Consider the following 23,049-nt stretch of genomic DNA (forward strand, 5'->3'; position numbering starts at 1 on the left):
GACATTCGGGCCGAACGAAAAGAACGGATGCTTGCCACGGTTTAAAATCATTACCGGTTCTAGCCAGCTTTGCGGATCGCTGCCGTCTCAGGTTGGAAGAACCGGTTTGGCGGCCGCTTCAGGCCAAGATTTTCGCGCAGGGTCGATCCTTCGTATTCGCTCCTGAAAATGCCGCGCCGCTGCAATTCGGGCACGATTTTCTCGACGAAATCATCCAATCCGGCGGGAAGATAGGGGAACATAACGTTGAACCCGTCCGAGCCTTCGGTGACCAGCCATTCCTCCATCTCGTCGGCGATGGTTTTCGAAGTGCCGACGAAGGCAAGACCGGAATAGCCGCCCAGCCGCTGCGCAAGCTGCCTGACGGTCAGGTTTTCCTTGCGCGCCAGTTCGATGACGCGCTCGCGGCCGCTCTTGCTGGCGTTGCTTTCCGGGATTTCGGGCAAGACTGAATCCGGATCGAACCGCGACGCGTCGTGGCCGAGCGCGATCGACAGCGAGGCGACGCCGCTCTCGTAGTAGACGAGGCTGTCGAGCTTGGCCCGCTTCGTCTGCGCCTCCTCGACGGTCTCGCCGACAATGACGAAGGCGCCGGGCAGGATCTTGATGTCGTCGCGCGACCGGCCAAGTTTTTGCGCACGTCCCTTGACGTCGGCAAAGAAGCGCTGCCCCGAGGCGAGATCGGCATGGGCGGCGAAGATCACCTCGGCCGTTTCCGCCGCGAGCTGCCGTCCGGCCTCCGACGCGCCGGCCTGCACGATGACCGGCCAGCCCTGCACCGGCCGCGCGATATTGAGCGGTCCCCGCACCGAAAGATATTCGCCCTTATGGTCGAGCACATGCAGCTTCGCCGGATCGAAATAGAGCCCGCTTTCGGCGTCGCGGATGAAGGCATCGTCGGCAAAACTGTCCCACAGGCCGGTGACGACATCGTAAAACTCCCGCGCCCGGCGATAGCGCTCGTCGTGCTCGACATGCTCGTCGAGGCCGAAATTCAGCGCGGCGTCGGGATTGGATGTGGTGACGATATTCCAGCCGGCGCGCCCGCCGCTGATATGGTCGAGAGAGGCGAAACGACGGGCGATGTGGTACGGCGCGTCGAACGTCGTCGAGGCGGTTGCGATCAGCCCGATACGATCGGTGACGGCGGCAAGCGCCGACAACAGCGTGAACGGCTCGAAGGACGTGACCGTGTGGCTGCGCCGCAGCGCCTCGATCGGCATGTTGAGCACGGCCAGGTGGTCGGCCATGAAGAAGGCGTCGAACTTTGCCGCTTCCAGCCTTTGCGCGAAGTGCTTGAGATGCGCGAAATTGAAGTTGGCGTCGGGATAGGCGCCCGGGTAGCGCCAGGCGCCGGTATGAAGGCTGACGGGCCGCATGAAAGCGCCAAGCCGCAATTGTCGATTTTCTGCCATGGAAAAACGCACCGATGACGACGAGCGTAACGCTCCAATTGCTCGAGCATGGGATGGCTTTGCGGCCATGGGAAGGAATTCTGTTTTGCAAAACCGGCGTCGGGGAGCATTTTTTGTGCGGGCGGCGGACAAATCAATCGATCTTGATGAACACGCCCTTGGTGTTGAGATATTCGGCGAGGTGCTCGGCGCCGCCCTCGCGGCCGTAGCCGCTCATCTTGTAGCCGCCGAAGGGCACGGCCGGATCGATGGCGTGATAGGTATTGACCCAGACCGAGCCGGCGCGGATCTTGCGCGACAGCTGGTGGGCGGTGGCGAGATTTTGGGTGAAGACCCCTGCAGCCAGGCCGTAAGGCGTGTTGTTGGCCCGCTCGACCGCCTCGTCCCGCGTATCGAACGGCAAGGCTGAAATCACCGGCCCGAAGATCTCCTCACGGGCGATCTTCATGTCGTCCGAGACGCCGGCAAAGACAGTCGGCGCGACGAAATTGCCGGCGCCAAGCGCGCCTTCCACAAGCCGGGTGCCTCCGGTGACGAGTTTCGCCCCTTCCGCGGTGCCGGCCTCGAGGTAACCGGTGACCCGTTGCAGCTGCTTTTCGGAGACGAGCGGACCGATCTCGGTCGCCGGGTCGATGCCGTCGCCGACCCTGAGACCCTTGGCGTATGCCGCGAGCCGCTCGACGAACTCGTCATGGACGGCGCGTTCGACGAAAAGGCGCGAACCGGCGATGCAGATCTGGCCGGAATTGGCGAACACCGACATCGCCGCCACCGGCACCGCCTTGTCGAGATCGGCATCGGCGCAGACGATGACCGGCGACTTGCCGCCGAGCTCCAGCGAGACGCGCTTGAGGTTGCCGGCCGAGGCCCGCACGATCGACTGGCCGGTCGCCGTCGAGCCGGTGAAGACGATCTTGTCGACGCCCATATGCTCGGCGAGTGCGGCACCTGCCTCGGTGCCGGTGCCGGTGACGATGTTGACGACGCCTTCCGGAACGCCGGCCTCGTTCATGATGTCGGCGATCAAAAGCGGCGTCAGCGGCGCCTCTTCCGATGGTTTCAGCACGATGGTGCAGCCGGTCGCCAGCGCCGGGCCGATCTTCCAGATCGACGCCGCCGTTGGCGCGTTCCAGGGAATGATGGCGCCGACGACGCCGACCGGCTCCTTGTGGGTGAACGAGACGATTTCGCCGGGCAGCGAGTTGTCGATCGTCTCGCCGTGCAGCGCCGTCGCCATGCCGGCATAGTAGCGCAGCATGCCGATGACCCGGTTGCGATTGGCGCGGGTGCGTATGATCGGCATGCCCATGTCGGTGGTGTCGGAGCGGCTGATCTCTTCCCAGTGCTTTTCGAAGAGGTCGGCGATCCTCAGCAGCAGCACCTGCCGCTCGTAAGGCTTGAACCGGCTCCACGGGCCCTCGAACGCCTTGCGCGCAGCAGTCACCGCCAAGTCGATGTCCTGGCGGTCGGCGCGCGGCACCGTGGCGATGACCGCGCCGGTGGCGGGATTGCGGCTCTCCGTGGTCCGACCGGAGCGGGCATCGACCCAGCCGCCGCCGATGAACATCCGGCGATGGCGCCCGTCGATCGGCAGCCGCAGCGGTGCCTTTGTCTGAGCTATGGTCATGACTGTCCTCCAACCACGCGCTAGTCTTAATAGCGGTGTCGTCCTGTGTTCGGTAGCGAATTTGTCACCACCCAACGGGCGTCAATGGCATGCCGCTTGTTTATTGACGTTCAGCACTTATGTAAGGTATCACCATGATAGATGAAGCACCGGAAGGAATGCCATAGAAGGGGGATTTGTGACGATCACGCAACCTTGGGATGCCGGCCGTGCGACGATTGAAATAAGATCTATCGCGAGAAATCTGAAACTAAACATCTCGTACAAGCTGCATGCGCAGGATCGGCTTTCCGAACGCGGCTTGATCATGTCTGATGTGCTGCATGCGCTCAAGTTTGGAAATGTGTACCAACCACCTGTGCCCGCAACCCGGCCGGGTCATTTCCGTTATCGCGTGGAGTGCAAGACACCGAACAGCGGGAGTCGATCCATCGGGGTCGTTATCATCCCTTCCAAGAACGGATGTCTCGTCAAAGTTATTTCGGTCATGTGGATCGATGAGTTCGAGCGAAAAGCGGGCTCGATAATTGGAGTTGAAGCTGATGAATAACGCACACCACTACACAGAAAGCGGTCTGCTCAACGTTTACATCGAAGGCATCGCCGTTGAGGTGGATGACGATGGCGACGACATCATCACGATTCCTGCTGTGAATGAACTGCATCAAGTAATCGCGCTTGGGATCGTAAGCCATGCCAAGGGCATGAGCGGGGACGAGCTTCGTTTCCTGCGCTCCGAAATGGGTCTGACCCAAGCTGAATTGGCCGCCATGGTCCACCGTGACAAGCAGTCGATTGGCCGATGGGAGCGCAACGAAATCGACATTGACAGCTCGGCTGAGGCCCTGGTGCGTCGTTTGGCAATCGAAAAGCTGGGGCTGCCTGTTGACGCGGGAATCGATGAGTTGTCGCGTCGGAGCGTTCCTACCGCGGACGAGCAACCGATCAAAATACAGAAAATGAATAACGATGCTCGGCCGTACGAACTGATTGCGGCCTGACCCGACCCTGATAACCCCGCCTCGGCGGGGTTATCTATGGAAGACGTTCGCTCGACCGCTATTCGGCCGCCAGGGCCAGTTGCGGCCTTTCGTTCTTTTCTTCCGTCTCGGCCGGCTGCTCCACCACCTTCTTGGGCTCCCTGCCGAAGAACAGCGCATAGGCTGCCGGCAGGACAAGGATGGTCAGCACCGTGGCGACGAGAATGCCGCCCATCATGGCGTAGGCGAGCGGCCCCCAGAAGACGCCACGCGAGATCGGGATCAGCGCCAGCACCGCCGTCAGCGCCGTCAGCACGATCGGCCGGAACCGGCGCACCGCCGAGCCGATGATGGCCTCGGAACGCTCCACGCCGGCGGCGATGTCCTGGTCGATCTGATCGACCAGGATGATCGAGTTGCGCATGATGATGCCGAGCAGGGCGATGACACCGAGGATGGCGACGAAGCCGAACGGCGCGCCGCTGATCAAAAGTGCCGCCGCCGCGCCGATGATGCCGAGCGGACCGGTCGCCAGCACCAGCATGGCCTTGCCGAAATGCTGCAGCTGGATCATCAGCAGCACGACGATGACGGCCAGCATGATCGGCGCTTTCGCCGCAATCGAGGCCTGGCTTTCGGCCGCATCCTCGGCGCCGCCCTGTATCTCGATCTTGTAGCCGGGTGCGAGGCTGGCGCGCAGGCCCTGCATCTCGCTGTACATTTTCATGGCGACATCGTTCGGCTGCACGCCGTCCGGCAGCGTGGCGCGTACGCTGATGGTCGGCAAGCGGTCGCGCCGCCATTCGACGCCTTGCTCCAGCACCGGGACCACCTTGGCGACCTGCGACAGCGGCACGGAGCCGCCGAAATCGGTCGGGATGTAGACGGAGTCGACCGCCGACAGCAGGTGACGGCTTGCCTCCGGCTCACGGGCGACGATCGAAACCGTCTCCTCGCCGTCGCGGAAGTCATCGAGCGGCGCTCCCGACATGGCCGCCTGCAGCGTCTGGCGGATGCGCTGCGAGGTGACGCCGAGCGCACGGGCGCGATCCTGGTCGATCACCAGCTTCATCGCCGGCACCGGCTCCAGCCAGTCGTCGTGGATGGCGCCGAGCAGCGGATTTGCCTGGAACTTCGCCTTCACCTCGTCGGCGATGCGGCGCACCTCCTGGCGATCCGGACCCATGACGCGCATCTGCACCGGCCAGCCGGTCGGCGGACCAAGGAACAGGCGGTCGACCTTGGCGCGGATCGATGGGAAATCATTGGCCAGGATGGTGCGCAGCTTGACAATCAGCCGCTCGCGGGCCGGTTCGTCATTGGCCATCACCAGAAGCTGGGCGAAATTCGGGTTGCGAAGCTGCTGGTCGAGCGGCAGGAAGAAGCGCGGCGCGCCTTCGCCGACATAGGTGGCGATGAAGCGCTTGTCCTTGTCGTCCATCATCCTGGCTTCGAGCGCCTTGGCCTGGGTCTCGACTTCCTTGATGCTGGTGCCTTCCGGCAGCCAGAGGTCGACAAGGATTTCCGGGCGCGACGATTGCGGGAAGAAATTCTGCGGGATGAACTGGAACGCCCACAGGCTGGTGGCAAACGTCATCAGCGTCATCACCAGGACGATGATGCGGTGGCGCACCGCCCATGCAACGGTCGAGCGAAGACGGCGGTAGAAGCGCGTGTCGAAGACATCGTGATGGTTGCCGGCGTGCTTGCGCTGCTTCAGGATCATGTGGCCGAGCCACGGCGTGAAATAGACCGCCGCGAACCAGGACACGACCAGCGCGATGCCGACGACGTAAAACAGGGTGCGCACATATTCGCCGGCCGTCGAGGCCGCGAAACCGACGGGGATGAAGCCGGCCGTGGTGATCAGCGTGCCGGTCAGCATCGGGAAGGCGGTCGAGGAATAGGCGAAGCTCGCCGCCTCGACCTTGACCAAGCCTTCCTCGAGCTTTCGCTCCATCATTTCGACGACGATCATCGCGTCGTCGACCAAGAGGCCAAGGGCGATGATCAGCGCGCCGAGCGAAATGCGCTGCAGGTCGATGCCGAGCTCGTACATGATGGCGAACGTGGCGGCCAGGACCAGCGGAATGACGATCGCGATCACCAGGCCCGAGCGCCAGCCGATCGACAGGAACGATACGAAAAGCACGATCAGCAGCGCTTCGCCGAGCGCTTCCATGAACTCGCTCACAGCCTCCTTCACGACATGCGGCTGGTCGGAAATCTGATCGACCGAAACGCCATAGGGCAGCGCCTCTTCGAAGCGCTTATAGGTCGCTTCGACGTCCTTGCCGACGTCGGTGACGTTGAAGCCCTTGGCCATTACGACGCCGAGCTGGACGCTGTCGTGACCGTTGAAACGGTATTTGCGCTGGTACGGATCCTCGAGGCCGGAGGTCACGGTGGCGATGTCGCCGAGGCGCGTCACCTGGTTGCCGGCGCGCAGGCGAAGCTCGCGGATGTCGGCCGCCCTGGTGACATCGCCCTCGACCGAAATGCGCACCGAACGCTGGCCGGTGTCGACCGAACCTGCCGGGTCGACATTGTTCTGGCCTTGGATCGCATTCTGCAGGTCGGTCAACGTCAGGCCGCGTTCGGCAAGCACCTTGGATGAAACGTCGATGTAGAGCTTTTCCGGCTGGTCGCCGATGATCACGGCCTTCTCGACACCGGGCGTCGTCAGCAGCATGTCACGCGCCTGGATGGCGAATTTCTTCAGCTCGGGATAGCTGTAGCCGTCGCCGCTGATCGAATGCAGGGTGATGAACGTGTCGCCGAATTCATCATTGAAGTAAGGCCCGAGCAGCCCCTGCGGCAGCTCATTGGCGATATCGCCGACCTTCTTGCGCACCTGATAGAAAGCATCGGCGACCTGCGCTGGATTGGTGTCGCCCTTGACCTGCAAGGTGATGATGGCGCTGCCGGCGCGGGTGTAGGAGCGGACGAAATCGAGGTGCGGCGTTTCCTGCAGCTTGCGCTCGATCTTGTTGACCACCTGGTCCTCCATCTCCTTGATCGAGGAGCCTGGCCAGATCGCCTGGACGACCATCACGCGGAAGGTGAAATCGGGGTCTTCCTTCTGGCCCATGCGCATCAGGCCGAGTGCACCGGCGACGATGATCAGCCCGAACAGGAAGCGGGCAATGCTCGGATGGCCGATTGCCCAACGCGAAAGATTGAAAGACCGCTTTTCATTGGTGTCGATGGTCATCGGCGTCAGTCCGTTTCAATTTGATCAACAGAGCACGCGCTTTCGCATGCCCAAGGAACTTCCGATGTGGGCTTCCGGGCGGCGTGGCTTTCCGAGTTGAGAGATCTACATCGCGGTGGGACGCGAGGATCGACGTGGGGGTTACATCGACCTGAGATCTCGAAAATCGGGGGCGCCTGCCGCCCGGAAACCGTGAATTGCCTGGCCGTCAGCGCAAGCGCCTTGCAGCGTCATCGGCCGACGCCGACTGTTGCGCTGCATCACCGGTCAGCTTGACTTTCAGATTCTCGGTCATGAACTGCGTGCCGGCGGCGACGACGACGTCACCCGGCTTCAGCCCATCGGCGACACTGACGCCGTCGGGGGTGAAGGCGGCGACCTTGACCGGATGCGCATGGACGGTCCCGCCGTTGCGGTCGACTGTCCAGACGATCGATTGGCTGTCCTTTTGCGCCAACGCGGCCAGCGGGATCGACACCAGTTGCTGCCGGTTGTCCGCCGCGGCTTCGATGGAGGCGGTCATGCCTAGCAGCACGCGAGGATCGTTGGGCAGGCTGACGCGAACGGCAAAGGTGCGCGACTGCGGATCGGCGCTGCCGGCGACTTCGCGGACCTTGCCGTCGAGCGTCAGCGCCTCATCGGACCAGAAGCCAGCCTTGACGGTCTTGCCCGGCTTGAATTCGGCGATATCGGTTTCCGGAACAGCGATCAGGACTTCCTTCTCGCCGTCGATGGCAACGGTCACCACCGGCGTGCCGGAGCCGACCACCTGGCCGACATCGGCGGCAACTGATGTGACGATGCCGTTCTTGTCCGCCTTGAGATCGGTATAGCGGACCTGGTTCTGTGCCTGGGCAAGCTGCGAGCGGGCGGAGTCTCGCGTGGCGACCGCCTGATTATAGGCGAGCGTCGCCTGCTCGAGCTGCGACTTCGGCGCGAAATTCTTGGCGTAGAGCTGTTCGGCCCGCTTGCGCGTAAGCTCGACTGTCTCGACCTGACGGTCGGCAGCATCGAGGCTGGCCTGAGAGCTTCTCACCGAGAGCTCGTAGTCGGTGGGATCGACGCGGGCGAGAACGTCACCCGGCTTGACGCGGTCACCGATGTCGACAAGGCGCTCGGTGATCTTGCCGTTGATGCGAAAGCCGAGATTCATCTCGGTGCGGGCGCGCACCGATCCGGAATAGGAAAGCTGACGGGTATCGCTCGCCTTGGCGATCTCGACCACCTTGACCGGGCGGATGATCTCGGTGACCTCGGCTTTCTCCTGCGAGCAGCCGGCGAGGCCGAGAGCGGCAACGACAATCAGTGCCAGGCCGGCGGCCGGTCGCCTGTAGGTGATGGACTTGGACAAAGACACTTTTCGTACTCCCGAATTGTGGAGATGAATTGCCGACATCACCGCCCGACGGGCGGCAATGGTCATTTCTTCAAGGCTCTGATGGCAAACTCGGTAAGCTCGTCCGGCGTCGCCCGGTTCTTCTTGGCGAGGCACTGGGCCATCATCTGTGGATGAGAGAGGCTGATAATGGCAGCACCGAAACACCGGGAAGCGACTACCGGATCCTGATCGACGAACTCGCCGGTGGCGATGCCCTCGCGGATCACGTCAGCGACCAGGTCGTGGATGCGGTCGATGTGCTTTTCGATGACATGCCAGTCGCGCTCGATGGCGACGATGACCATCTCGTGCACCTTCTCCTGGTCGATCATGGTTTCCAGCGTCCACTGATAGTGCGTATGCACATAGCGGCGGAGCTTCTCGCTGGCGGTGCCGGAACCATGGCAGGCTTCGTAGCTCAACCGGTAGCAGGTCTCGAGCATACGGCCGCAAACCGCCTGATGGATTTCCACCTTGGAGGCGAAGAAGCGGTAGATGTTGGCGGTCGACATGCCGAGTTCGCGCGCTATGTCGGCGACGTTGGTCTTGCCGTAGCCGTAGTGGCGAAACAATCGCTCCGCGCAATCCAGGATGCGCGTGACATTTTCCTGGCGGGCGGAATCGGCGGTGGTGTCTAGGGTTTCAAGCATCTCGTTGGCCAAATTTACGACTGACGAATTTAGAATTTCGTCACTCGTAAATTGAAAACCATCACCTGTCAAGGCACGATTTTGGCTACTGATGATAGATGGTGACATCCCTGGACGGAGTTGGCCCATGAAACGCATGTGGTTTCCGCCGCGCGCGCCTGCAACGCCGCCCCGTGTTTTTTTGCGAAGGATCTTGAAAAGATGCTTTCCGAAATCGGTTCCGTTTTCGGATCAGGCCCTAAGGCTGCTTTGCCATCTCCCGCAGCCGGAACTTCTGGATCTTGCCCGTCGAAGTCTTCGGGATTTCCGCGAAGATCACCGCTTTCGGCACCTTGAAGCGGGCGAGCAGCGCACGGCAGTGCTCGATTACCTCCGCCTCGGTCGCCGCCTTGCCCGGCTTCAGCTCGACATAGGCGACCGGCACCTCGCCCCATTTGTCGTCGGATCGGGCGACAACGCCGCAAGAAGCGACGGCGGGATGCTTGTACAGCGCCTCCTCGACCTCGATCGAGGAGATGTTTTCGCCGCCGGAGATGATGATGTCCTTGGAACGGTCCTTGAGCTGGATGTAGCCGTCCGGGTGCATGACGCCGAGGTCGCCCGAATGGAACCAGCCGCCGGCAAAGGCCTCATCGCTCGCCTTGCGGTTCCTGAGATAGCCCTTCATGACGATGTTGCCGCGGAACATCACCTCGCCGATCGTCTCGCCGTCGGCCGGCGTCTCTTGCATCGTCTGCGGGTCCATCACCGTCAGGCCTTCGAGCGCGGCATAGCGTACGCCTTGCCTGGCCTTCTTCGCCGCCCTCGCCCCTTTCTCCAGCAGGTCCCACTCGCCATGCCATTCGTTGACGACGGCCGGGCCATAGGTTTCGGTCAGGCCGTAGAGATGGGTGACGGCAAAGCCCGCATCGGCCATGCCCGACAGCACCGCCTCAGGCGGCGGCGCCGCGGCGGTGTTGAAGGTGACGGTCTGCGGGAATTGCCGCTTGTCCTCGTCCAAGGCGTTGATCAGCACCGACATGACGATGGGTGCACCGCACAGATGGGTGACGCCGTGATCGGCGATGGCGTCGTAGATCGGCTTCGGCCGCACCCAGCGCAGGCAGACATGCGTGCCGGCCTGCACGGCAAGCGTCCAGGGGAAGCACCAGCCGTTGCAGTGGAACATCGGCAGCGTCCACAGATAGACCGGGTGCTTGCCCATCCCGGCATGGATGGTGTTGGCATAGGCCATCAGTGCCGCGCCGCGGTGGTGACAGACGACGCCCTTCGGATTGCCTGTCGTGCCGGAGGTGTAGTTGAGCGAAATGGCATCCCATTCATCGTCCGGCATCGACCAGGCGAAATCCTCGTCGCCGTCGGCGACAAACGCCTCGTAGTCCAGCGTGCCGATCCGCTCGCCCTTGGCATAGGGCGCATCGGCGGCATAGTCGGGATCGTCGTAATCGATCAGCAGCGGCCTGACCTTGGCCAGCGTCAGCGCTTGCCGAACCACGCCGGCGAATTCGCGGTCGACGATCAGCACCTTGCTTTCGGCGTGATCGAGCTGGAAGGCAATGACGGCGGCGTCGAGGCGGGTGTTGAGCGAATGCAGCACCGCCCTGGTCATCGGCACGCCGAAATGCGCTTCCAGCATCGGCGGTGTGTTGGACAGCATGACGGTGACGGTGTCGCCCTTGCCGATACCGCGCTTCGCCAGCGCCGAGGCAAGCCTCAGCGAGCGCTTCCAGAAATCGCGATAGGTCGTGCGCTGGCGGCCATGGATGATGGCGGTCTGGTCGGGAAAGGTTTTTGCCGCCCGCTCAAAATAGGTGAGCGGCGTCAGCGGCTGGTGGTTGGCCGGATTCCTGTCGAGATCCTGTTCGTAGGGATTGCCCATCCCGTCCTCCGCAATGTCTGGTCGAGCCTTCTTACCACCAGATCCTGAGCGCGTACTGGATTCGTGCACCGCCATCAGACCCTTCGCCCATTACTTGGGACGCCCCTCCCCGCCCTCACCCTCCGGCCACAAAGCGTCGATGTCCCGATGCCCTTCCACGATATTCGCCACTTCGAAAAAGTCGCCATTATAGCGGAAGAAAATCACGTATCCCCTGAAAGCGAAACTTCGGACGTCCGGCCGGAGTTCGGGACGAGCACGACCAATCGTCGCCGGCAAGCTCGCCAGATCACGGCATTTCTGGCGCAGAGCATCCACAAAACGCCCGCCAATCAACAGGCTGCCGCTTTCACGAGTGAGGTATTCAAGGATATTGACCAAATCTGCTTGTGCCGACGGCAGCATGCGCAGCCGTGGCACTCCTAAAAGCCTTCCCTTGCGAGTTGCTTGGCCTTGGCTTCCAAGGCGGCGTCAATATCCTGCTCGGTGGCTTCGCCGCCTTCAGCAAACGACTTGTCCACCATGGCACGGAGCGCCTTCAGCTTTTCCTCGCGCTCTTCGACAAGGCGCAGGCCCTCGCGCACGACTTCGCTGGCAGAACCGTAGCGGCCGCGCTTGACGATGTTGGAAACAAAGGTTTCCCAACGCTCTCCCAATGATACGTTCATTGTCGAACCTCCTGATCGGTTTATTGTACCGAGATAACAATAAATGCGCAATTACTGACATCCGGAATGCCAGGTGTCGGATCAGGTGCGCAGCCTAAGGTTTGACTTTTGTCGAGAGCCGTGAATAATGTCAGCGAGGAGATGGCATGGCGATCCGACCGGCAGAACAGCTTATCCACAAGGCCGCCTGGCTTTACTATGCACACGGCCTGCGCCAGGACCAGGTGGCCAGCCAGCTCAAGATTTCCCGTGCCTCGGTGGCGATGTATCTGCGCAAGGCGCGCGAGACCGGCATCGTCAACATCTCGACCTCGACCCAGCTTTTCACCGACGACGTGCTGGCGCGCAAGCTGGAAGACGCGCTGAAGCTCGACGCGGTCTGGATCGCGCCGGAAAACGGCTATGTCGCCGACCCCTCGACCGACATCGCGGTGCTGGCGGCAAGCGTCTTTCTCGAGCTGGTCAGGAAGGGCGACCGCATCGGCGTCGCCTGGGGGCGGACCATCTACACCATCGCCGACATCATGTCCTATGCCGATCTGCAGGACGTCACCGTGGTGCAGCTCTGCGGCAATCTGGGCGCCCCCTATTCGTACCGGCCGGACCAATGCACGATGGAAATCGCGCGCCGGCTCAACGCCAAGGGGCTGAATTTCTACGCGCCGCTGGTGCTGACGACGGAAGAACTGGCACGCGGCCTGCGCGCCGAGCCGGTGATCCGCGAGCAATTGTCGGGCATCGGCGAATGCGACCTGGCGCTGTATTCGGTCGGCTCGGTGGACACCGACAGCCATCTGGTCAAATGCGGCGCGCTGACCGAGAGCGAAATGGCTGCATTGCGCAAGGCGGGTGCGGCCGGCGTCATTGCCGGGCAGATCATCGACGCCCGAGGCCAGGCGCTCGACTGCAGCTACAACCGCCGGCTGATTTCGGCAGAGCTGTCATCGCTGCGCAGCATCGAAAAGCGCCTTGTGGTGGTGCAGGAGGACAGCAAGTTCGAACCGCTCGTCGCGGCGATCGCCGGCGGGCTCTGCACCCATCTGGTCGTAGGCGCGCGCATGGCGCGACGGCTGCTCGACCATGCCGGAGCAGCAGCAAAAGAGGTCGCCTGATACCTAGAGCCGCCGACGCATTGTCATCAAGGCGTCGCGGTATTCCTGTTCACAACAAAAGAGAAATCGGACGAAGCTGACATGAAGAACCTGTGGAATGACGGCGAGGCGGAGAAGCTGGTCGCCGACTATGCAAAGAAGGGTGTGGCCCGCGACCTGGCGCTGCGCGTCTATACGACCAGGCTGCTGGGCGGCGAGCCGCGGCTCGTCCTCCATGGCGGCGGCAATACATCGTGCAAGACCAAGGCCACCGACCTTGTCGGCGACGAATGGGACGTGCTCTGCGTCAAGGGCAGCGGCTGGGACATGGGCGTCATCGAGCCGCAGGGCCTGCCGGCGGTCAAGCTCGGCGCGCTGTTGAAGGCGCGGTCGCTCAAGAAGCTCTCCGACGAGGACATGGTCGCGCTGCAGCGGGCGAACCTCATCGACCCGTCCTCGCCCAACCCTTCGGTCGAGACGCTGCTGCACGCCTTCCTGCCGCACAAATTCGTCGACCACACCCATTCGACGGCGATCCTGGCCATCGTCGACCAGGAGGACAGCGAGGCGCTGAGCCGGAAGGTGTTCGGCGAGAAAATGGGATTCGTGCCTTACATCATGCCGGGCTTCGATCTGGCCAAGGCGGCCGCCGATGTATTCGACGCCGATCCGACGGTCGAAGGCCTGATCCTCGACAAGCACGGCATCTTCACCTTCGGCGACGATGCCAGGCAGGCCTATGACAGGATGATCCATTATGTGAACGTCGCCGAGGATTTCATCGCTGGGAACGGCAAGCCGCGCACCGAAAAGGTGGCACTGCCGGCCAGGCTGGCGAAGCCCGCGGAGATTGCGCCGATGCTGCGCGGCGCAGCGGCGGTAGCACGCGGCGAAGGCCGCTTCGACCGCATGATCAGCGATTTCCGCACCTCGGATGCGATCGTCGATTTCACCAATTCGGCAAAAATTGCCGACTATGCCGGACGCGGCGTGTCGACACCCGACCTGTCGATCCGCATCAAGACCGGACCGATGGCACTGCCGGCGCCCGACGCGGACAAGGTCGGCGACTACAAATCCGTCATCCGCCAGCATGTCGAGAAATTCGCCAAGGACTATCGCGCCTATTTCGAAACCAATGATGCGCTCGACGACGTGAAGCGCACCATGCTCGACCCGATGCCGCGGCTGACGCTGGTGCCCGGCCTCGGCATGTTCGGCCACGGTCGCACGCTCAAGGATGCGAAGATCGCCTCCGACGTCGGCGAAATGTGGATCGAGGCGGTACGCGGCGCCGAAGCCGTCGGCGATTTCCGCCCGCTCTCCAAAGCCGACCTGTTCCCGCTCGAATACTGGTCGCTGGAACAGGCCAAGCTCGCCGCCAACAAGCCGAAGCCGCTGACCGGCCAGGTGATGCTGGTCACCGGCGGCGCCGGCGCGATCGGTGCTGCCACGGCAAAGCTGTTCGCCGACAACGGTGCCCATGCCGTCGTCGTCGATCTCGATGGGTCAAGGGCTGCCGAGGCGGCAAAAAAGGCCGGTAACAATTCGATCGGCATTGGCGCCGACATCACCGATCCGGTGCAGATGCGCGCCGCCTTCGACAAGGCGGTCGACGTCTACGGCGGCCTCGACATTCTCGTGTCCAATGCCGGTGCTGCCTGGGAGGGCCGGATCGGCGAGCTCGACGACGCCGCCTTGCGCAAAAGCTTCGAACTCAATTTCTTCGCCCACCAGTCGGCGGCGCAGAATGCCGTGCGCATCATGCTGGAACAGGGCACCGGCGGCGCGCTGTTGTTCAATACCTCCAAGCAGGCGGTCAATCCGGGGCCGAAGTTCGGCGCCTATGGCATTCCCAAGGCGGCAACGCTGTTTTTGTCCAGGCAATATGCCCTCGACTACGGCGCGCATGGCATCCGCTCCAATGCCGTCAACGCCGACCGCATCCGTTCGGGGCTGTTGACCGACGCCATGATCGCCAGCCGCTCGGGCGCGCGCGGCGTGTCGGAGAAGGAGTACATGTCGGGCAACCTGCTCGGGCAGGAAGTGACGGCAGAAGACGTCGCCCAGGCCTTCCTGCATCAGGCGCTGGCCGAGCGGACCACCGCCGATGTGACGACGGTCGATGGCGGCAACATCGCGGCGGCGTTGAGGTAGGCGCGATCGGGGATCACACTTGCGTAATTGGTATTTTGTAGCTACATTGTGGCTCTCTTAAGGAGTCACAACATGGCAACGGATACCGTGGTCCGCGCTCGGATCGATACGGCGACAAAGGATCAGGCAACGGAGGCCTTGGCGGCAATGGGATTGTCCGTTTCCGACGCCATCCGCCTGCTGCTGGTCCGCGTCGCCGCCGACAAGGAGTTTCCCTTTCCGGTGAAAGTGCCGAACGCAACCACTCGGAAGGCGATGACGGAATTGGAGCGTGGCAAGGGCAAGCGCTTCGCCTCGGCCGATGAGTTGTTCAAGGATCTGGGCATCTGACGTGCTGACGCCCGTTCGCTCCGGGCAATTCCGCCGGGACGTGAAACGTGCGGAGAAGCGCGGCAAAGACCTTGGTAAATTGCGCGAACTGCTAGGCCTTCTGCTCGCCGGAGATGAGCTACCGGCGAGCTATAAGGGCCACTCGCTGAAAGGCGATTGGAAAGGCTTTCGTGACGCTCACATAGAACCGGACTGGCTCTTGATCTATCGTGTTGCCGGTGACGAGCTACAGCTTGCTCGCACCGGCTCACATTCCGATCTGTTCAACGAGTAGCCGAGACAGGTGCGCATTTGAGAATTTTGCTAAAGTAGTTCTCGGATGCCTTCCCAAGCCTTTCGGCCCAGCTTTGAATCGGCCTCGTCATTGCCTCCGTGTGCATGCAAAGTCGAGCGTGGTGTGTTCTCGCCTGGCAAGAGAATGCGGTGACCGGCATCCGGCGACGAAATGAGATGCGTGACCTTGCCTGCTTCGCCGCGCCGCCCAACAATATCTCGGGCGAACGATAGGGAAGGCCACAGTGCATCGCCGCCACCGGCGACGAGCAGAAGCTCGGCCGATGCGGTCTCAACAGGGATGGTCGCCGCATTCGCTTCCCGCTTGAACGTTTTCAAACAACTTTCGAAAAGCCCCCTGTAGGACACCTGGCCATCGACATACTCTGGTGTCCAATCTGGATCTGTCGGCACAAACGGCAGCGCGATGCCGTCGAGCGACCATGAGGATCGTTCAGGCCAGCTGACACCATCGCGGCCCGCACCGACATTTCCCCAAACTACGGATGACGGGCTAATCGCGACCACCGCATCAATTCGCTGGTCATGGACGGCGGCAAGCAATGACGCCTCGGCACCCTTAGACGTGCCCACATAGACGATATGACGGCATCCTGTTTCAATGAGATAATCGGTTGCCGCAAAGAACGTTTCCAGGGGAATCTCACATATTCCGGGAACCTGGCCTTCACCGCCAAACCACTGCAGAGCCAAGGCCGATGCACCCGCATTTGCAAAGAGCCGCGCGCGACCGACGTCAACACGGCCGCTCGATCCACCCAACACCACAACGCCCGTGGTGGCCTTCAAGCATCGAAAACATGTTCCGGCGACGGCGCCGGTAAGACTTTCCTCTACCGCCCGCATCTCCATGTACCCGTCAATCCTGGGTTTCGATTGTCCAATCGGCCCACAAAGCCGGCGGCTGCGACAATTGCAATTCGGCGGTCCGGCACGCCAGACATCTTCGACAAAAAGGCCGCCTGCAACAAGCTGCTGCAGACGGCTATTGTTTTGCTCGTGCCGAAAGTCACTTCGCGTTCGGGTTCGGCATCCAGGTCGGCATCGCGACATCGGCATGGGCGAATTGCGGCAGCTTGGCCGAGAGGTCCTCCATGTTCTTGATGTCCTTGTCGAGCAGATCCTTCTGGGTGATCAGCGTCGGCGGCACGATGACGTTGTGGCCGGGATCCTCGCCGGCCAAGAGCTGCGCCAGCGCGCGCACCGAGACCTGGCCGACGACGGCCGGGTTGGTGGCGGCGGTTGCCGCCCAGGCGCTGTCCGGCTCGCGCATCGCGGCGATATCCGAGGTCGAGATGTCGGCCGAATAGATCTTGATGTCCTTGTTCAGCCCCGCCTCGTCGACCGCGATCTTCACGCCCTTGGCGAATTCGTCATAGGGCGCGAACATCACCTTGATGTCGGGATGGGCCGATAGCACCGAACGGGCCTGGTTGGCGACCGAATTGGCGATCGGATTGTCGAGCGTGCCGAACATGGCGGCTTCGTTGATGCCCGAATATTTCTTCTTGAATTCGACCCAGGTCTCGTTGCGGCGGTCGAGCGGCGCGATGCCGGCGACATAGACATAGCCGGCCTTCCAGCTCTCGCCATTGTCCTTGACCGCCTGTTCGAGCGCCAGGCGCGCGAGGTCGCGGTCGGACTGTTCGATCTGCGGGATCTTGGGGTTTTCGACATTGACGTCGAAGGCGACAACCTTGATGCCGGCGTCGACCGCACGCTGGGCGGCGTCCTTCATCGATTCCGTCAGTCCGTGCTGGATGATGATGCCCTGGACGCCGAGCGCGATAGCCTGGTCGACCATGTCCGCCTGAAGCGCCGCGTCCTGGCGGCTATCGAGCACGCGCAGGTCGACACCGAGCGCCTTGGCCTGCGCCTCGACGCCGGAAAGGTAGGCCTGGAAGAAGTCGCCGGTCGAGAGATAGCGGACCAGCGCTATCTTGACGGCACCCGGCTTGTCGAACGGCGCCGGCCTGTCCTGCGCTATTGCCGGCATCTGCATCAGCAATGTTGCGCCGGCAAGCCCGAGCGCTGCCTTCCCCAAAAGCCTTCTTGTGATGTTCACGTCGTTTCCTCCACTTGTTGAACCCAAAATATGACCCGGTCGAACCCTATCTCCTGCCCCTGCCGGAAAGGGCGAAGGTAAAGACAAGGGCGACCACGAGAACCACGCCCTTGACGAAATCCTGCGTGTAGTAAGGCGCGTTCATCATCGTCAGGCCTTGCAGCAGCACGCCGACAAACACCGCGCCGACAGCCGTGCCGAAGGCGTTCGGCTTGGCGGCGCCGAGAACCGCGTAACCGATGAGTGCCGCAGCCACCGCGTCGAGCAACAGATTATTACCCGAGGCGATGTCGCCGCGTCCAAGCCGGGCAGCGAGCAAAATGCCGCCGATCGAGGCAAAAACTCCCGAAATAACGTAGGCCCAGATTTTGTATGCCTTGACAGGCGCGCCGGCGAGTTCTGCGGCGCGTTCGTTGCTGCCGACCGCATACATCATGCGCCCGAAACGCGTGTATTCGAGAAAGAACCAGATCAGCACCGCCAGCACGAGCAGAACGACGACCGACACCGGAATGAGGTTCGGGATGAAGAAATCGAAGCGATGGCGGCCAAGCGCCAGGAACGCGGCGCCGAAGCTGCCGTTGGCGACCGAGCCGTCGGGCATGGTCATGCCGGTGGCGATCGAACGGCCTTCGGTCGGGATGCGCTGCAGGCCGACAAGCAGGAACATCATGCCGAGCGTCGCCAAAAGGTCCGGAACCCGCATATAGACGATCAGCCAGCCATTGATCAGGCCGACCACGGCGCCGATCACAAGACAGACGACGACCGCCATGACGGCGTTCTGCTCCAGCACCACCATGACATAGGCAGCCGCCATCATGGCGCTGGTGGCGACCGAGCCGATCGACAGGTCGAAGCCGCCGACGACCAGCGTGGCGGTGACGCCGAGCGCCAGAACGCCGGTGATGGCGACCGACTGGAAGATGAAGACAGCACTTTGCGGCGAGACGAAACCATCGGCAGCGACGGCGAAATAGGCGATCAGCCCGAACAACAGAACGATGAAGCCGTAGCGAATAGCATTGTCGCGCAGGATCATTCAGCGCTCCCGCACGCCGGCACCGTCTTTATCCAACCCGAATTCATGCCCTCTCCATTCCAATTCTCATCGTCATCCCGCCGTCAGGCTGCGCTGTGCAGCGGCCCGCCCGCCACTTCGGCCAGCAGACGCTCGAGATCGACATCGGTATTGCGGTGCTCGCCGACGATCGTCTGCTCCGACATCACCAGGATGCGATCGGCCGTCTCCAGGGCTTCGTCGAGTTCGGTGACGAACAGCAGCGTCGCGCGGCCGTGGGCGCTGGCCCGCAGCTTGGCGGCGATGTCGCGCCTAGCCGAAATGTCGACGCCCTGAAAGGGCTCGTCGAGGATGAAAAGCCTTGCCGCCTGCGACATCCAGCGGGCGACCATCACCTTCTGCTGATTGCCGCCGGAAAGCGACGCCATCTCGTCCCTCTCCGAGCGGCAGACGATGCCGAGCTCCTGGATCTGCTGGCGGGCAATGGCGCGTTCGATACGGCGTTTGAGAACACCGAGACGCGACATGCGGCTGTGGAACGGCAGGCTGATATTCTCCTGGATGTTGAAGTCGCCGACGATGCCGTTTTCGCCTCGGTCCTTGGCGACGAGAAACACACCGGCGGCAATCGCTTCGCCGGTCGATGCCGGAGCATAAGGTTTCCCGTTCAGCACCATGGTCCCGGCCAGCGGCTGGCGCAGGCCGAACAGCGTCTCGGCGAGCACGGTCTTGCCGACACCGACAAGGCCGGTGATGGCAACGACCTCGCCATCGCCGAGGGTCAGCGAGATCGGCCTGGCGCCTTCAGCAATCCGCAGCGCGTCGGCAGTGAAAATTGCTTTGGCCGAATTCCTGGCGACGATCCGCTCGAGCTGGATCTTGCGGCCGAGCATGGCGTTGACCGCACCTTCGTAATCCAGCGGCTTCTTGTCGAAGATACCTGAGATAACCCCATCGCGCATCGAAATGATGCGATCGGCAAGCCGTCTGATATCCGACATGCGGTGCGAGATGTAGAGGATGGCCACGCCTTGCTGGCGAAGCCGGTCGAGCAGCGCGAACAGCCGGTCGGCTTCGGCGCTGGACAGCGAGGAGGTCGGCTCGTCGAGGATCAGCACTTTCGGCCGGTGCGCCATGGCGCGGGCGATCGCCACCATCTGGCGGTCGGCCAGAGAGAGATCGCTGATCCGGGCCTTGAGGTCGATGGCCAGTCCCATGCGGTGGGCCACCGCCTTTGCCTCGCGACGCACCCGGCCTGGATTGAACAGGGTCGGCACGCCGCTGCCGCTCAGCCTGTCGAGGGTAAGGTTGGTGGCGACATCGAGGTCGGCGACGACACCGTCATTGACGTTCTGGTGGACGGTAACGACGCCGGCGCGGATCGCCTCCGCCGGCGTTTTCGGGTCGAACACGTGACCGGCAAGCGACATCGTGCCGCCGCTATGGTCGTAGACACCACTGATGATCTTGACGAGGGTGGATTTGCCGGCGCCGTTGGCGCCCATCAGCACGGTCACTTCGCCGGCATGCAATTCGAGCGAGACGCCGCCAAGCACCTCGATATGGCCAAAGGATTTCCTCAGGCCGTCGACGCGGAACACGGCATCATTGCCCATTCGCTCCTCCCTGACCATGACGCTATGGGCTATATCGGCAATTGTCAACACGATTGACAATTGCCAGCAGGCTTCCTAGCTTGGCCCGACCGCGTTGGCTCCGCTATCATCGGAGCACATGAGCGGGAGGTGAGGATGACTGGGAAATCGCCGTTCGAAGCACTGTCGGTCGAGACACTGGCGGGCCGTCTCGGTGCCAACGAGGCCCTGTGTTCGCAGATCGGCAAGGATACGAGCCAGTGGAAGGTTCGTGAAGTCGGCGACGGCAATCTGAACCTGGTGTTCATCGTCGAGGGTGCTGAGGGTGCGGCCGTCGTCAAGCAGGCCCTGCCCTACGTCCGGCTGGTCGGCGACAGCTGGCCGCTGCCGCTAAAACGCTCCTTCTTCGAATACCATGCGCTGACGCGGCAACAGGCGCGGGCGCCGGGTTCGGTGCCCTATATCTATCACTTCGACGAAGGCCAGGCGCTGATCATCATGGAGTATCTGTCGCCGCACATTATCCTGCGGCGGGCGCTGATCGAAGGCCGGCAATTGCCCAACATCGCGACAGACATCGGCTTGTTCATGGCCCGCACGCTGTTTCGCGGCTCCGACCTGCATATGGCGACCAAGGACCGCAAGGCCGATCTGGCGCTGTTCGCCGACAATGTCGAACTCTGCGACATCACCGAGAACCTGGTTTTCTCGGATCCGTATTTCGGTGCCAAGATGAACCGGCACACCAGCCCGCAGCTCGACGGCATTGTTGCCGAGCTGCGCGCCGACCGCGACCTCAAGGTCGAGGCGCAGCGCATGAAGCACATCTTCGCTGCCAATGCCGAGACGCTGCTGCATGGCGACCTGCATTCCGGCTCGATCATGGTCACCGACACCGAAACGAGGATGATCGACCCCGAATTCGCCTTCTACGGGCCGATCGCCTTCGACGTCGGCATGCTGCTCGCCAACTTCTGGATGGCGTTCTTCTCGCAGCGCGGCCATGAACAGGACGGAAGCCGCGACGCCATGCGTGACTATCTGATCGGCGTTACGGTCGAGACATGGTCGGTGTTTCGCGCCGAGTTCTCGCATCTGTGGCGAACCGAGCGTACCGGCATGCTCTACCAGAAGAGCCTGTTCGAAGATCAGGGCGACAGGCTTGGCGCCGAGCAGGCGCTAGACCACATGCTGCATTCGATCTGGACCGATCTGCTCGGCTTTGCCGGCGTCGAGGTTCACCGGCGAATTCTCGGCCTTGCCCACAATGCCGATTTCGAGACCATTGCCGATCCGGATCTGCGCGCCAGATGTGAGGCAAAGGCGCTGAAATTCGGCCGTCACCTCGCCGTCAGCCGGCGCCAGATCCACAGTATCGACGAGGTCAACCGGTTGGCCGCGCTGATCGAACGGGAGAGCAGGATTTGAACGTCGGCGACCGCCACTACCGCACCATCTGGCCGAGTGACGACGGGCGTTCGGTGGAGATCATCGACCAGCGCTGGCTGCCGCATGATTTCCGCATCGAAAAGATCGATACCGTCGCCGGCATCGCCACGGCAATCCGCGACATGTGGGTGCGCGGGGCGCCGCTGATCGGCGTCACCGCCGCCTATGGCGTCGCCATGCAGATGGCCGACGATCCGTCGGACGCAGCACTCGACGCCGTCTGGGCAACCTTGCACGAAACGCGCCCGACGGCGATCAATTTGCGCTGGGCGCTGAACGAAATGCAGCGCTTTCTGCTGACGCTTCCGCTGGCAGAACGTGCCGCGGCTGCCTATCGGCGTGCCGGCGAGATCGCCGACGAGGATGTCGGCCTCAACCGCGCCATCGGCGCCCATGGGCTCGAAATCATCAAGGCGATCGCGGCGCGCAAGCAGCCGGGCGAACCAGTCAATATCCTGACCCACTGCAATGCCGGCTGGCTGGCCACCGTCGACTACGGCACCGCCACCGCGCCGATCTATCTGGCGACGGAAGCCGGTATTCCAGTCCATGTCTATGTCGACGAAACACGACCCCGCAACCAGGGTGCCCAATTGACCGCCTGGGAGATGGCCGGCCACGGCGTGCCGCATACGCTGATCGTCGACAATGCCGGCGGCCATCTGATGCAGCGCGGCCAGATCGACATGGTCGTCGTCGGCACCGACAGGACCACCGCCGACGGCGATGTCTGCAATAAGATCGGTACCTATCTCAAGGCGCTCGCCGCCGCCGACAACGACGTGCCGTTCTATGTCGCGCTGCCGTCGCCGACGATCGACTGGACCGTGGGCGACGGGCTGGCCGACATCCCGATCGAACAGCGCTCGCCCGACGAGGTCTCACTGGTCTGGGGCAAGACCGCTTCCGGCGAGATCGCCCAGGTCCGCGTATCCCCGGAAGGCACGCCGGCGGCCAATCCGGCCTTCGACGTGACGCCGGCGCGGCTGGTCACCGGCTTGATCACCGAACGCGGTGTCGCTACGGCCTCGCGCGAAGGCCTGAGGGTGATGTTTCCCGAGCGCGGATGATCGGCTTTTCCGGGAGGGCGCTCCGGATTTGCCTGATCTCACGATTTCTTGAACACGGCACGGTTAAAAACGCCCGTTGCCTGTCCCACATGGACGGCCGGATGCGTAGCGGCGGGGCGGCGCCCAACGCTCGAAGCCGGGGCTGCCCACGGCTCGGCGAGTGAAC

The 23,049-nt window shown here is 62.6% G+C and carries 20 protein-coding genes; 8 read left to right on the forward strand and 12 right to left on the reverse strand.

The features are described 5' to 3' along the window. Positions 1-59 precede the first annotated feature (59 nt). Both NKH93_RS16650 and NKH93_RS16655 read right to left on the reverse strand, forming a co-directional pair. Entirely contained in the window at positions 60-1,415 is a 1,356-nt protein-coding gene (locus NKH93_RS16650) for an LLM class flavin-dependent oxidoreductase (RefSeq protein WP_352502051.1), read from the reverse strand. A 133-nt stretch (positions 1,416-1,548) separates the two neighbouring features. Then, positions 1,549-3,042, reverse strand: a complete 1,494-nt coding sequence (locus NKH93_RS16655) for an aldehyde dehydrogenase family protein (RefSeq protein WP_352970953.1) — start codon at positions 3,040-3,042, stop codon at positions 1,549-1,551. A gap of 178 nt (positions 3,043-3,220) precedes the next feature. Between NKH93_RS16655 and NKH93_RS16660 the strand changes: the two genes are divergently transcribed. Further along, positions 3,221-3,592 carry a DUF4258 domain-containing protein gene (locus NKH93_RS16660; protein WP_352472295.1) on the forward strand — a complete coding sequence of 124 codons (372 nt, stop codon included), beginning with the start codon at positions 3,221-3,223 and terminating at the stop codon, positions 3,590-3,592. Continuing rightward, positions 3,585-4,043, forward strand: coding sequence for a helix-turn-helix domain-containing protein (locus tag NKH93_RS16665; RefSeq protein WP_352455217.1), 459 nt, complete (start codon positions 3,585-3,587; stop codon positions 4,041-4,043). The genes NKH93_RS16660 and NKH93_RS16665 overlap by 8 nt, the downstream gene beginning before the upstream one ends. A gap of 58 nt (positions 4,044-4,101) precedes the next feature. Here NKH93_RS16665 and NKH93_RS16670 read toward each other — a convergent pair whose 3' ends face one another. From NKH93_RS16670 to NKH93_RS16695, 6 genes are all read right to left on the reverse strand, one after another. After that, the gene (locus tag NKH93_RS16670) at positions 4,102-7,236 is read right to left on the reverse strand and encodes an efflux RND transporter permease subunit (protein ID WP_352970956.1); all 3,135 of its coding nucleotides are present in this window, start codon (positions 7,234-7,236) and stop codon (positions 4,102-4,104) included. A 208-nt stretch (positions 7,237-7,444) separates the two neighbouring features. Continuing rightward, positions 7,445-8,593, reverse strand: coding sequence for an efflux RND transporter periplasmic adaptor subunit (locus NKH93_RS16675; RefSeq protein WP_352970959.1), 1,149 nt, complete (start codon positions 8,591-8,593; stop codon positions 7,445-7,447). Positions 8,594-8,655: 62 nt separating this feature from the next. After that, the gene (locus tag NKH93_RS16680; protein WP_352542219.1) at positions 8,656-9,264 is read right to left on the reverse strand and encodes a TetR/AcrR family transcriptional regulator; all 609 of its coding nucleotides are present in this window, start codon (positions 9,262-9,264) and stop codon (positions 8,656-8,658) included. 238 nt (positions 9,265-9,502) lie between these two features. Then, positions 9,503-11,143, reverse strand: a complete 1,641-nt coding sequence (locus NKH93_RS16685; RefSeq protein WP_352970962.1) for an acyl-CoA synthetase — start codon at positions 11,141-11,143, stop codon at positions 9,503-9,505. A gap of 90 nt (positions 11,144-11,233) precedes the next feature. Continuing rightward, positions 11,234-11,548 (reverse strand): type II toxin-antitoxin system RelE/ParE family toxin, encoded by a 315-nt coding sequence (locus tag NKH93_RS16690; RefSeq protein ID WP_352970966.1) that lies wholly within the window; start codon positions 11,546-11,548, stop codon positions 11,234-11,236. 17 nt (positions 11,549-11,565) lie between these two features. After that, positions 11,566-11,811, reverse strand: coding sequence for a type II toxin-antitoxin system ParD family antitoxin (locus NKH93_RS16695; RefSeq protein ID WP_352453248.1), 246 nt, complete (start codon positions 11,809-11,811; stop codon positions 11,566-11,568). Between the two features lie 146 nt (positions 11,812-11,957). Between NKH93_RS16695 and NKH93_RS16700 the strand changes: the two genes are divergently transcribed. The 4 genes from NKH93_RS16700 (at position 11,958) to NKH93_RS16715 (ending at position 15,663) form a co-directional block, all read left to right on the forward strand. Continuing rightward, entirely contained in the window at positions 11,958-12,923 is a 966-nt protein-coding gene (locus tag NKH93_RS16700) for a sugar-binding transcriptional regulator (protein WP_352542222.1), read from the forward strand. A gap of 81 nt (positions 12,924-13,004) precedes the next feature. Further along, positions 13,005-15,059, forward strand: a complete 2,055-nt coding sequence (locus NKH93_RS16705; RefSeq protein WP_352970969.1) for a bifunctional aldolase/short-chain dehydrogenase — start codon at positions 13,005-13,007, stop codon at positions 15,057-15,059. 72 nt (positions 15,060-15,131) lie between these two features. Continuing rightward, positions 15,132-15,389 carry a type II toxin-antitoxin system RelB/DinJ family antitoxin gene (locus NKH93_RS16710; RefSeq protein ID WP_352970973.1) on the forward strand — a complete coding sequence of 86 codons (258 nt, stop codon included), beginning with the start codon at positions 15,132-15,134 and terminating at the stop codon, positions 15,387-15,389. Between the two features lies 1 nt (position 15,390). Beyond that, a complete protein-coding gene (locus tag NKH93_RS16715; protein WP_352918040.1) occupies positions 15,391-15,663 on the forward strand; it encodes a type II toxin-antitoxin system RelE/ParE family toxin in 273 nt (90 codons plus the stop codon). Between the two features lie 29 nt (positions 15,664-15,692). Here NKH93_RS16715 and NKH93_RS16720 read toward each other — a convergent pair whose 3' ends face one another. The 4 genes from NKH93_RS16720 to NKH93_RS16735 form a co-directional block, all read right to left on the reverse strand. Continuing rightward, on the reverse strand, positions 15,693-16,535 hold the full coding sequence (locus NKH93_RS16720; protein WP_352970976.1) for an acyl-CoA thioester hydrolase/BAAT C-terminal domain-containing protein: 843 nt from the start codon (positions 16,533-16,535) through the stop codon (positions 15,693-15,695). 157 nt (positions 16,536-16,692) lie between these two features. Next, a complete protein-coding gene (locus NKH93_RS16725) occupies positions 16,693-17,748 on the reverse strand; it encodes a substrate-binding domain-containing protein (protein ID WP_352472282.1) in 1,056 nt (351 codons plus the stop codon). 46 nt (positions 17,749-17,794) lie between these two features. Continuing rightward, positions 17,795-18,790 (reverse strand): ABC transporter permease, encoded by a 996-nt coding sequence (locus NKH93_RS16730; protein ID WP_352615088.1) that lies wholly within the window; start codon positions 18,788-18,790, stop codon positions 17,795-17,797. A gap of 83 nt (positions 18,791-18,873) precedes the next feature. Continuing rightward, positions 18,874-20,385, reverse strand: coding sequence for a sugar ABC transporter ATP-binding protein (locus tag NKH93_RS16735; protein WP_352970979.1), 1,512 nt, complete (start codon positions 20,383-20,385; stop codon positions 18,874-18,876). 135 nt (positions 20,386-20,520) lie between these two features. Between NKH93_RS16735 and mtnK the strand changes: the two genes are divergently transcribed. Together mtnK and mtnA are read left to right on the forward strand one after the other, a co-directional pair. Then, positions 20,521-21,792 (forward strand): S-methyl-5-thioribose kinase, encoded by a 1,272-nt coding sequence (mtnK, locus tag NKH93_RS16740; RefSeq protein ID WP_352970982.1) that lies wholly within the window; start codon positions 20,521-20,523, stop codon positions 21,790-21,792. Next, positions 21,789-22,883, forward strand: a complete 1,095-nt coding sequence (gene mtnA / locus NKH93_RS16745) for an S-methyl-5-thioribose-1-phosphate isomerase (protein WP_352612266.1) — start codon at positions 21,789-21,791, stop codon at positions 22,881-22,883. Before mtnK ends, mtnA begins: the two co-directional genes overlap by 4 nt. Positions 22,884-23,049 lie beyond the last annotated feature (166 nt).

This window comes from Mesorhizobium sp. M0954, from assembly GCF_040319155.1.
Taxonomy (GTDB): Bacteria; Pseudomonadota; Alphaproteobacteria; order Rhizobiales; family Rhizobiaceae; genus Mesorhizobium.

Bases quoted from the DNA above. Each gene is read 5' to 3' on its own strand.
- NKH93_RS16650 (WP_352502051.1), bottom strand. From the start codon at position 1,415: ATGGCAGAAAATCGACAATTGCGGCTTGGCGCTTTCATGCGGCCCGTC.
- NKH93_RS16655 (WP_352970953.1), bottom strand. From the start codon at position 3,042: ATGACCATAGCTCAGACAAAGGCACCGCTGCGGCTGCCGATCGACGGG.
- NKH93_RS16665 (WP_352455217.1), top strand. From the start codon at position 3,585: ATGAATAACGCACACCACTACACAGAAAGCGGTCTGCTCAACGTTTAC.
- NKH93_RS16670 (WP_352970956.1), bottom strand. From the start codon at position 7,236: ATGACCATCGACACCAATGAAAAGCGGTCTTTCAATCTTTCGCGTTGG.
- NKH93_RS16680 (WP_352542219.1), bottom strand. From the start codon at position 9,264: ATGCTTGAAACCCTAGACACCACCGCCGATTCCGCCCGCCAGGAAAAT.
- NKH93_RS16685 (WP_352970962.1), bottom strand. From the start codon at position 11,143: ATGGGCAATCCCTACGAACAGGATCTCGACAGGAATCCGGCCAACCAC.
- NKH93_RS16690 (WP_352970966.1), bottom strand. From the start codon at position 11,548: ATGCTGCCGTCGGCACAAGCAGATTTGGTCAATATCCTTGAATACCTC.
- NKH93_RS16695 (WP_352453248.1), bottom strand. From the start codon at position 11,811: ATGAACGTATCATTGGGAGAGCGTTGGGAAACCTTTGTTTCCAACATC.
- NKH93_RS16700 (WP_352542222.1), top strand. From the start codon at position 11,958: ATGGCGATCCGACCGGCAGAACAGCTTATCCACAAGGCCGCCTGGCTT.
- NKH93_RS16705 (WP_352970969.1), top strand. From the start codon at position 13,005: ATGAAGAACCTGTGGAATGACGGCGAGGCGGAGAAGCTGGTCGCCGAC.
- NKH93_RS16710 (WP_352970973.1), top strand. From the start codon at position 15,132: ATGGCAACGGATACCGTGGTCCGCGCTCGGATCGATACGGCGACAAAG.
- NKH93_RS16720 (WP_352970976.1), bottom strand. From the start codon at position 16,535: ATGGAGATGCGGGCGGTAGAGGAAAGTCTTACCGGCGCCGTCGCCGGA.
- NKH93_RS16730 (WP_352615088.1), bottom strand. From the start codon at position 18,790: ATGATCCTGCGCGACAATGCTATTCGCTACGGCTTCATCGTTCTGTTG.
- NKH93_RS16735 (WP_352970979.1), bottom strand. From the start codon at position 20,385: ATGGGCAATGATGCCGTGTTCCGCGTCGACGGCCTGAGGAAATCCTTT.
- mtnK (WP_352970982.1), top strand. From the start codon at position 20,521: ATGACTGGGAAATCGCCGTTCGAAGCACTGTCGGTCGAGACACTGGCG.